Below are 9,875 nucleotides of genomic sequence, written 5' to 3'. Positions count from 1 at the left end.
AGAGCGCCGCCCTGTCACGGCGGAGGTCGAGAGTTCGAGTCTCTTCTGGGTCGTTATGTGGGATCTTAGCTCAGCTGGGAGAGCATCTGCCTTACAAGCAGAGGGTCACAGGTTCGAGCCCTGTAGGTCCCACTTAACATGGATGGATTCCCGAGTGGCCAAAGGGGACAGACTGTAAATCTGCTGCAAATTGCTTCGGTGGTTCGAATCCACCTCCATCCATTAACCGAAAGGTTATAAGCCGATGTGGCTCAATTGGCAGAGCAGCTGATTTGTAATCAGCAGGTTATCGGTTCGAGTCCGATCATCGGCTTTTCTCTTTTGAGAAATTAATTTAATATCGCGGGATGGAGCAGTCTGGAAGCTCGTCGGGCTCATAACCCGAAGGTCGCAGGTTCAAATCCTGCTCCCGCAACTCAGACTTTTATAGTCTATGCCCAGATAGCTCAGTTGGTAGAGCAGAGGACTGAAAATCCTCGTGTCACTGGTTCGATTCCGGTTCTGGGCATTTTTATTTTATGTAAACGGAAAGACTGCGTATACCGCAGTCTTTTTTCTATATTTTATTATTAGAGAAAGAACTCTAATGCAGAAGAGTAACTGTAGATTTATGATTTGATGATAGGGAGAGATTGATTTGGCAAGCATTGGAGATGTAGCAAAATTAGCTGGAGTATCAAGAAGCACTGTTTCACTTGTGTGTAATAATAAAGGATATGTATCTGACGAAACCAGGAAAAAAATTGAAAAAGCAATGAAGGAATTAAATTATATTCCAAGCGAGCTTGGCCGTAATCTGAAGATGCAAAAATCAGGAATTGTAGGAATTATTGTTCCAGATATCGCACATCCCTTTTTCAGTACGTTTATTAAATACGCAGAGAAAGAACTGTATTCCAGAGGGTATAAGGCACTGGTTTGTGGAACAGCTGGGCGTGAAGATGTAGAAGAAGCTTACCTTCAGATGCTGGATCGTAGAACTATGGATGGCGTGATTATGGGAGCTCATTCACTGAAGAAGGAGAGATATCTTAAGATTGACAGACCAATCGTAACAATTGATTGTTATTTGGCAGATTATATTCCGACTGTTCATGTAGACAAGAGACAGGTTGCAGAGAAAGCAGCGTCGCTTTTTCTGGAGAAGAACAGAAAGAAAGTCGTACAGCTTGTAAGTTCTCATACGATTAAGAACTATGAGGATGAAAAGGAGAAGGTATTCCGCGAAATACTTCAGAAAAAAGGTTGTGAAGTTGTAGATATTTCTGTGGGATATAATACATTTACTACTGAAAAGTATCAGGATGCTGCAGCTCGTGCATTTGAGACATGTAATGATATGGATGGAATTCTTGGTGTTGATATGGCTGCAGCTGCCTGTATGAGAGAAGCGCAGTTACGAGGAAGAAAAGTTCCAGAGGATCTCAGCATAGTTGCGATTGATGGAACGTATATTACAAAAATCGGACCAGAAATTCTGACTGCGATTGTTCAGCCAATTGAAGAAATGGCTCAAAAATTAGTGTCAATGATCATCTCGCAAATTGAAGGGAAAAAAATTGAAGAAGTTGAATCTATTTTTGGCGTGACAGTCCAAAGTGGTGAAACATGTTAAATTACATGTTACTTTTTACCAAATATCACGACTTTAATTTGTTGAAAAATACAGAAAACAAAAAGAATTGATTAAATTCATTGACAGCGAAATGGTAATGATCTATTATAATCAACAGATATCGAAACGATTCGATAAACAAAAATAACAGTGGCCGATAGGAAATATTCCAAGGCCACTATAAAAAACAAACATATCGAATCGATTTGATAAAAACGATATATGTTATAATAGCACAAATAGGAGGTAATGAGAGATGAAAAAAGATCCTGTAAAGACAGCGCAGGAAATTCTGAAAGCATTTGGCGGAAAAGAAAATGTAATCAGTGCGACACATTGTGCAACCAGGCTTCGCGTGGAAGTAAAGGATGCATCTATTATTGATGAAGAGGGGATGAAAGAGATTCAGGGAGTAGCAGGTTATTTCTCAAAGAGTGGCCAGCATCAGGTGATTCTTGGAACTGGATTTGTGAATAAAGTTTGTGCTGAGTTTCAGAAACTGGCAGGAGTGACAGCTGGAGATGCTGAAGTAACAGAAAATGGGGAGAAGGAAAAATTATCTTTCCAGAGTACAACAAAGATGATTTCTGATATTTTTATTCCTATCATTCCGGTACTTCTTGCAACAGGTATTCTGATGGGAGTAAGAAGTCTTCTTGTAAATGGATTTGGAATTGAGTTATCACCATCTTTTGATACAGTATTTTCTGTATTAACAGACACAGCATACACATTTATCCCAGTATTAGTTGCATGGTCTGCATGCAAGAAGTTCGGTGGCTCACCGATCCTCGGTATTGTACTTGGGCTGATGCTTGTATCACCAACTCTTCCAAATAAATGGGATGTGGTAAATGGAGTTGCTGATCCGTTAAGTTTTGTCTTTGGACCGTTGCATTTAAATATTACAGGTTATCAGAGTTCTGTAATTCCTGCATTATTCATGGGATTCTTTGCAGCAAAACTGGAGAAGAAGTTACATCAGGTGATTCCGGATATCTTAGACATGCTGCTTGTACCATTCCTTACTTTACTTGTTTCACTTTTGGCAGGACTCTTTGTTGTAGGACCGGTTCTTTCAGGAATTGAAAAAGGAATAACAGATCTGATCCTTATGATGCTGAAACTTCCATTTGGAATTGGAGGAATCGCTTATGGAGGACTGATTCAGATTCTCTGTTCTGTAGGTATGCATCATACAGTAACACCGATTATTGTAAGTATTTTTACAGAGACTGGTGTAGATTATATTAACCCAATGGGATCTGCAGCAATCGCAGGACAGCTTGGAGCAGGACTTGCAATTGTCATGATGCAGAAGAATAAGCAGAAGAGAGCTAATATGATTCCAGCTCTGATCCCGGCATTATTCGGAATTTCCGAACCTGTTATGTATGGTCTTACATTCCCAAGACTTAAGCCATTCTTCATGGGATGTCTTGGAGGTGCTGTAGGTGGTGGATTCGCAGCAATCGTTGGTTTGTGTGCAAAGGGAACCGGAGCGTCTATGATCCCTGGTATGCTGCTTTACCTTCAGGGAGGAATGATTGAGTATATTATTGTATTACTGCTTTCTGTAGGAGTTGCATTTGCAGGCACATGGCTGATTATGAAGAAGAATCCAGAAGCAGTATAAAGGAGTAAATTTATGTTTCAGTATGATTTTTCAAATCATCAGAACCGGCATATTCGGATTACGGATATGCCGGCTGAATATTTTCAACGGATACAGGAGACAACCAGGAAAGATCCGTATTATCCGGTATGGCACATTGCACCGAAATGCGGTCTGATGAATGATCCGAATGGGCTGTGTGAGATTAATGGGATACACCATATTTTTTACCAATGGTTTCCGGCTGGACCGGTACATGGGTTGAAACACTGGTATCATTTGACAACAAAAGATTTTATTCATTATGAAGATCATGGTGTGGCAATGTACCCGGATACAGAATCAGACTCTTACGGGTGTTATACAGGAATGGCATTAAAAGAGGGAGAAAAAGTACATGTTTTCTATACAGGAATTGAAAATGAAGAGATGATCCCATGTACCTGTTATGCCAGATTTGATGGTGAGAAACTGACAGACCGGAAAAAGATTGTAGAAATGGATCCGGATCAGACGACAATGAATTACCGTGATCCATATGTCTGGAAAAGGGACAGTGAATACTGGATGCTGACAGGAGCAGAAAGTAAAGAACATGAAGGAATTCTGATGTTGTACAGAGGTAAGCAGGCAGATTCATATGAGTACGCCGGAAGAGTGAGATTACTTCAGAATGGACAGGAAGCAATGTTAGGTTACATGTTGGAATGTCCAAATTATTATGAAGAGAATCAAAAAGGAGTGCTGTTCTGTTCTCCAATGGGAATTTCAAGTGAGAATAAATATGATTATAAAAATGTGTTCTCCGTAGTTTACATGATAGGAAAACCATTGGATACAGAACGAAAAGAATTTCAATTTTCAGAAATGTATGAACTTGATAAGGGATTTGATTTCTATGCGCCTCAATCGTATGAGGATGAAAAACATCGAAGAATTTTATTTGGATGGCTTGGAAATTCTAAGAGCGAATATCCAACTGATAAGAATAATTGGGCTCACATGTTAACACTTCCAAGAGAAATTTGGATAGAGAAAGATAGGTTGATCCAGCAGCCGGTAGAAGAGCTAAAGCAGCTTCGTGCAAATGAAAGAAGCATTGCAGAGCATATAAAGGTTGAAGAATGTTCTTTTGAGCTTGAAGGAAATACAGAAGGTGCGTTTTCTATAGAGATAGGAAATAAAGATGGTAACTGTTTGATTTTAAGCGCAGATGGGGAAGAATATTGTCTGGACAGAAGTGGTATGACAGAAGTGTATGCGGAGAAGTTTGGAACGATCCGTTATGCAAAACAGTTAGAGAAGAAACAGACTGTCCGGGTTATGGTAGATCATTCCAGTATCGAGATTTTCTGCGATCATGGGAAAACGGTATTTACTTCGAGAATGTTTATAGATCATGTTTCTTATGTAAAGGTGAAAAATCTGAGCGGAAAGTTCTATGATTTGAAAAAATAAGATTGTGTCTCGCCATTTAGAATCGCCTGTAGCGATACGGCGAGATGCATTTTAAAATTAAAATCTGAAAAAAGTGCTTGCATTTATATAAGACTTATGATATTATTACTTCTGCGAGTGTTTAAGGGCGTGTAGCTCAGGTGGTAGAGCACTTGACTTTTAATCAAGTTGTCCGGGGTTCGAATCCCCGCACGCTCACTGAAAGAAAGCAGTAATCTATTATGATTACTGCTTTTAACTTTATATAAATAAAATATGGCATCAGGAGAATCTATCATTATTCAGATAGGTTCTTTTTACAAATAAGAGGTTATTATGGAATATTTATATGAAAAATTAACTGCATATGGAAATTCAGATTATTATGCATTTCATATGCCTGGACATAAGCGTAATATGGAGCTCATGAGAGCCAGGTTACCATATAATATTGATATAACAGAGATAGATGGATTTGATGATCTTCATCATGCAGAAGGATTGTTGAAAGAATTACAGGAGAATGCAGCCAGAGTATTTCAAGCGGAAGAGACGCATTATCTGGTTAATGGGAGTACAGTAGGACTTTTGAGTGCAGTGATGGGATGTACGGAGCGTGGTGGTAGAATCTTGATGGCAAGAAATTGTCATAAATCGGTATATAATGCGGTATATATGAATGAATTACGCCCAGTATATATTTATCCAGAGTTTTCGGAAGAGACAGATCTTAATGGTGAAATCCATGTAGACCAGATAAAGAAGTTACTTGAAGAATATGAAGATGTTCAGGCGGTTGTCATTGTTTCACCGACTTATGAAGGAGTCGTGTCGGATATTGAAGCAATTGCGGAAATTGTGCATGAATATAAGATTCCGCTGATCGTCGATGAAGCGCATGGTGCACATTTTGGATTTCATTCATATTTTCCGCAAAATGCGAATACACGGGGTGCTGATGTGGTGATCCACAGTCTTCACAAGACACTTCCGTCTTTAACTCAGACAGCATTGCTTCATATAAACGGGAGATATGCTGATCGTGAAAGGATAAGAAATTATTTGCATATGCTTCAATCTAGCAGTCCTTCTTATATTTTAATGGCATCCATTGATGAGTGTGTCCGGGGAATGGATGAGCGCAGGGAAGAAATCATGGACACTTATGTTGAGTGTTTGCAGCAAGCAAGAGAGAGACTGAAGCAGTTAAAGAATATAAAATTAATTGAGGCAGAACATTATGACCGGTCAAAGATAGTATTATCTGTAAAAAATCTTAAGAATACAGATGGGGAAGTTTTGAATGGAAAACGATTTCAGGAAATGCTGAGATCTTATCATTTGGAGATGGAGATGGCTTCCGGGTCTTATGTGATTGCTATGACAGGACCGGGAGATACACAAGAAGGAATGGACAGATTGGTTCAGGCAGTGATGGAGATTGATAAAAATATTCTGTGTGAAGAGCTTTCAGGGAATGATGAGGATCATACTATAAAAAATATTTCTTATGAAATGATTCCATTAGAACAAGCATATTCTTCCTTTGAAGCAGGGAGAATGGAAGGCGAGAGTGTGAAATGGAATGAGGCATCAGGAAGAATCTCATTGGAATATGTCTATCTTTATCCACCGGGAATCCCAATGATTGTTCCTGGAGAGAGAATTACTTCTACTATTGTGCAAAAGATGGTAAAATATAAAGAGATGGGTTTTTCCATTGAAGGGCTAAGCCAGGAGAATTGTTTATTAGTTGCGAGGAATCCAGAATAAAGAACCGACAGGCTGGAAGTTGAGAATACGAATCCAGATGCATGTTTAAGAGCAGGAGAAAAAGTATGGGTAAAATATTTTATATTATGGGAAAAAGTGCTTCCGGGAAGGATACGATTTACAAAGAATTGATAGAAAAGATGCCCAAATTTCATTCAATCGTTCCATATACAACACGTCCAATGCGTGAGGGTGAGAAGGACGGAGTGGAATATTTCTTTGTCGATCAGGAACGATTTGATGAGATGATGGACGAGGAGAAAATCATCGAGTTTCGTTCTTACAATACAAAGTGTGGAATCTGGACTTATTTTACGGCAGATGATGGACAGATTGAATTGTGGCAGTATGATTATCTTGTGATCGGAACAATTGAGTCATATTATGCATTGAAAGAATATTTTGGTGATGATGTTATGGTTCCATTATATATAGAAGTAGAAGATGGATTAAGACTGTCGAGGGCGTTAGAAAGAGAACGGGCACAGACGAAACCGCAGTATGCAGAACTGTGCAGAAGATTTCTTGCAGATGCAGAAGATTTCTCGGAGGAGAATCTGGAAAGGGCGGGAATCAAGCGGAGATTTCAAAATATTGATAAGGAAACTTGTATGGAAGAAATTTTGCGAGAAATAAACGTGAATTTATGATATACTTAAATGGTAGTTCATAGTTTTGTAAGAAAATGATGTTAAAATTATGAATATACTATTGTTAGGTGGATAATTGTGAGAATATTATCCGCTAAAGATGAAATAAGATACACGGCAGGTGATAGAAATGAGTAGTTTTAAAGATGTAGTAGGGCACAAAAACATAATCAAGTATATTTCGAGCGCAGTTCAGGCTGATGCAGTATCGCATGCATATATTCTGAATGGCGAAAGAGGATCTGGAAAGCGGCTTCTTGCGAATCTTTTTGCTATGAGCCTGCAGTGCCAGAATCGTGCGGAAGACGGAGAGGCATGTGGAAAATGTCAGTCTTGTAAACAGGCACAGAGCGGCAATCAGCCGGATATTATTAAGGTGACACATGAGAAACCGAATACGATCAGTGTTGATGATATTCGTACACAGGTTAATAATGATATCGTGATCAAGCCGTACAGCAGCAAGTATAAGATTTATATTATTCCAGAGGCAGACTTAATGAGTGCCCAGGCACAGAATGCATTGCTTAAGACAATTGAGGAGCCACCGGAATATGCGGTGATCATGCTTCTGACAGAGAATGCAGAGGCTTTACTGCCAACGATTCGTTCCAGATGCGTTATGATGAAACTTCGTAATATTAAAGATCAGCTCGTAAAGAAATATCTGATGGAGCAGATGGAGATTCCTGATTATAAAGCAGATGTCTGTGTAGCATTTGCTCAGGGAAATATGGGAAAAGCGATTATGCTTGCGACATCAGAATATTTCAATGAGATTAAGGAAGAAGTTGTACATTTACTTAGAAATATTGATGAGATGAATGTTTCAGAACTGATGGATGCAGTGAAAAAATGTATGACATATAAGATGGAGATTAACGACTATCTGGATATGATCGCAATCTGGTACAGAGATGTATTAATTTATAAGGCAACTAAGAATGTAGACAGAGTAGTATTTTCTGATCAGCTGAGATATATCAAGGCGCGTGCAAGTAAGAGCTCTTATGAAGGAATTGAGAATATTTTGGACGCAATTGAAAAGGCGAAAGCCAGACTGAAAGCAAATGTTAATTTTGAACTGACAATGGAACTGCTCTTGCTTACAATAAAGGAGAACTAGATACATGACAAAAGTAATAGGAGTAAGATTCCGAACAGCGGGAAAGATTTATTTCTTTTCCCCGGGAGAGTTTGAAATCAAACAGGGGGATCACGTAATCGTGGAGACAGCACGGGGAATCGAGTACGGACGTGTTGTCAGTGCACCAAAAGAGGTGGACGATGATTCAGTGGTTCAGCCTTTGAAGTCTGTGATTCGTATTGCAACAGAGCAGGACGAGAAGACGGTAGAGAAGAATCGTCAGAAAGAGAAAGAGGCTTTTAAGATTTGTCAGGAGAAGATCCGCAAGCATGGACTGGATATGAAACTGATTGAAGCAGAATATACTTTTGATAATAATAAAGTCCTGTTTTATTTTACAGCGGACGGACGTATTGATTTTCGTGAACTTGTAAAGGATCTGGCAGCTGTGTTCAGAACAAGAATTGAGCTTCGTCAGATTGGGGTCAGAGATGAGACGAAGATCCGCGGAGGAATTGGTATCTGTGGACGTCCATTATGCTGCAGTACGTATCTGACAGAGTTTGCAGCGGTATCAATCAAGATGGCAAAGGAACAGAACCTGTCTCTGAATCCGACAAAGATTTCAGGGGTCTGCGGAAGATTGATGTGTTGCCTGACGAATGAGGAAGAGACTTATGAAGTGCTTAACAGTCAGTTACCTTCTGTTGGAGATAATGTGACAACAAGTGATGGATTGACCGGAACAGTACATTCTTTGAGTGTACTTCGCAGACTTGTGAAAGTTATTGTTAATCTGGAGAATGACGAGAAAGAGATTCGCGAGTATAAAGCGGATGATCTGAAATTCCGTCCGAGAAGAAAGAAACAGAAAGTATCGAAAGAAGAGCAGAAGAAACTTGCTGCACTTGAGCGGATGGAGAAGAAAGAGGGAGCTTCGAAGTTAGATGACAAATAATCTGAGACCAGGCGAACGTCTGGATGATCTGCAGCTTGGAGGATTAGAATTGATCCAGAATCCTTCAAAATTCTGTTTTGGAGTGGATGCAGTATTTCTCTCTGATTTTGCAAAAGTAAAGCCGGGAGAGACCGTGCTTGATATGGGAACCGGGAATGGAATCATCCCGGTTCTACTTGCAGGAAAGACGAAAGGAAAGCATTTTACAGGGCTTGAGATACAGGCTGAGACTGCAGAAATGGCAAGACGCAGTGTTGCACATAACCATCTGGAAGACAGAATTAGCATTGTAACCGGAGATATTAAAGAGGCGGCAGAACGATTTAAGCCGGCCTTTTTTGATGTGATCACAACGAATCCGCCTTATATGTTAGCGGATCATGGACTTCGGAATCCAGATGACAGTAAGGCAATTGCACGGCATGAGGTGTTGTGTACACTAGATGATATTTTAAGAGAAAGTATGCGGCTTCTTCAGGATAAAGGCAGATTTTATATGATCCACAGACCATTCCGGCTGACAGAGATTTTGACGAAGATGCATGAATATAAGATTGAACCGAAACGGATTCAGTTTATTCATCCGTATATAGATAAAGAACCGACAATGGTTTTGGTGGAAGGAATGCGTGGGGCAAAACCCAGAGTGACAATAGAGCCACCAATCATTATGTATACGAAGGATGGGACTTTACTGCAGAAGAACGGAAATAATTCTGAAAAACAAAGGTAACTGAACA

General features: G+C 39.6%; 8 protein-coding genes and 6 tRNA genes. All 14 read left to right on the top strand.

What is annotated here, in order from left to right; genetic code table 11:
* Positions 1–59: 59 nt before the first annotated feature.
* Positions 60–132, top strand: a tRNA-Val gene (locus LI162_RS11515).
* Positions 133–140: 8 nt separating this feature from the next.
* Positions 141–222, top strand: a tRNA-Tyr gene (locus LI162_RS11510).
* A gap of 18 nt (positions 223–240) precedes the next feature.
* Positions 241–313: transfer RNA gene (locus LI162_RS11505), tRNA-Thr, on the top strand.
* Between the two features lie 28 nt (positions 314–341).
* Positions 342–415 (top strand) — tRNA-Met (locus LI162_RS11500).
* 20 nt (positions 416–435) lie between these two features.
* Positions 436–508, top strand: a tRNA-Phe gene (locus LI162_RS11495).
* Between the two features lie 129 nt (positions 509–637).
* Positions 638–1,615 (top strand): LacI family DNA-binding transcriptional regulator, encoded by a 978-nt coding sequence (locus LI162_RS11490; protein ID WP_020436766.1) that lies wholly within the window; start codon positions 638–640, stop codon positions 1,613–1,615.
* 256 nt (positions 1,616–1,871) lie between these two features.
* Positions 1,872–3,251, top strand: a complete 1,380-nt coding sequence (locus tag LI162_RS11485; protein WP_227156664.1) for a PTS transporter subunit EIIC — start codon at positions 1,872–1,874, stop codon at positions 3,249–3,251.
* A gap of 12 nt (positions 3,252–3,263) precedes the next feature.
* A complete protein-coding gene (locus LI162_RS11480; RefSeq protein ID WP_015529435.1) occupies positions 3,264–4,688 on the top strand; it encodes a sucrose-6-phosphate hydrolase in 1,425 nt (474 codons plus the stop codon).
* A gap of 125 nt (positions 4,689–4,813) precedes the next feature.
* Positions 4,814–4,886 (top strand) — tRNA-Lys (locus LI162_RS11475).
* Positions 4,887–5,003: 117 nt separating this feature from the next.
* Positions 5,004–6,440: an aminotransferase class I/II-fold pyridoxal phosphate-dependent enzyme gene (locus LI162_RS11470; protein ID WP_055148337.1), complete on the top strand. Its 1,437-nt coding sequence runs from the start codon at positions 5,004–5,006 to the stop codon at positions 6,438–6,440.
* 65 nt (positions 6,441–6,505) lie between these two features.
* A complete protein-coding gene (locus LI162_RS11465; protein ID WP_020436771.1) occupies positions 6,506–7,090 on the top strand; it encodes a guanylate kinase in 585 nt (194 codons plus the stop codon).
* 130 nt (positions 7,091–7,220) lie between these two features.
* Positions 7,221–8,216 carry a DNA polymerase III subunit delta' gene (gene holB / locus LI162_RS11460; RefSeq protein ID WP_055148339.1) on the top strand — a complete coding sequence of 332 codons (996 nt, stop codon included), beginning with the start codon at positions 7,221–7,223 and terminating at the stop codon, positions 8,214–8,216.
* 4 nt (positions 8,217–8,220) lie between these two features.
* On the top strand, positions 8,221–9,135 hold the full coding sequence (locus LI162_RS11455; protein ID WP_015529431.1) for a PSP1 domain-containing protein: 915 nt from the start codon (positions 8,221–8,223) through the stop codon (positions 9,133–9,135).
* Positions 9,125–9,868 carry a tRNA1(Val) (adenine(37)-N6)-methyltransferase gene (locus LI162_RS11450; RefSeq protein ID WP_015529430.1) on the top strand — a complete coding sequence of 248 codons (744 nt, stop codon included), beginning with the start codon at positions 9,125–9,127 and terminating at the stop codon, positions 9,866–9,868. The genes LI162_RS11455 and LI162_RS11450 overlap by 11 nt, the downstream gene beginning before the upstream one ends.
* The last annotated feature ends 7 nt before the right edge of the window (positions 9,869–9,875 follow it).

It is taken from the genome of Mediterraneibacter sp. 210702-DFI.3.120 (genome assembly GCF_020561005.1).
Taxonomy (GTDB): Bacteria; Bacillota; Clostridia; order Lachnospirales; family Lachnospiraceae; genus Mediterraneibacter; species Mediterraneibacter faecis.
The sequence above is the reverse complement of the archived record's forward strand: the minus strand, read 5'-3'. Positions and strand labels throughout refer to the sequence as shown.

Bases quoted from the DNA above. Each gene is read 5' to 3' on its own strand.
- LI162_RS11485 (WP_227156664.1), top strand. From the start codon at position 1,872: ATGAAAAAAGATCCTGTAAAGACAGCGCAGGAAATTCTGAAAGCATTT.
- LI162_RS11480 (WP_015529435.1), top strand. From the start codon at position 3,264: ATGTTTCAGTATGATTTTTCAAATCATCAGAACCGGCATATTCGGATT.
- LI162_RS11470 (WP_055148337.1), top strand. From the start codon at position 5,004: ATGGAATATTTATATGAAAAATTAACTGCATATGGAAATTCAGATTAT.
- LI162_RS11465 (WP_020436771.1), top strand. From the start codon at position 6,506: ATGGGTAAAATATTTTATATTATGGGAAAAAGTGCTTCCGGGAAGGAT.
- holB (WP_055148339.1), top strand. From the start codon at position 7,221: ATGAGTAGTTTTAAAGATGTAGTAGGGCACAAAAACATAATCAAGTAT.
- LI162_RS11455 (WP_015529431.1), top strand. From the start codon at position 8,221: ATGACAAAAGTAATAGGAGTAAGATTCCGAACAGCGGGAAAGATTTAT.
- LI162_RS11450 (WP_015529430.1), top strand. From the start codon at position 9,125: ATGACAAATAATCTGAGACCAGGCGAACGTCTGGATGATCTGCAGCTT.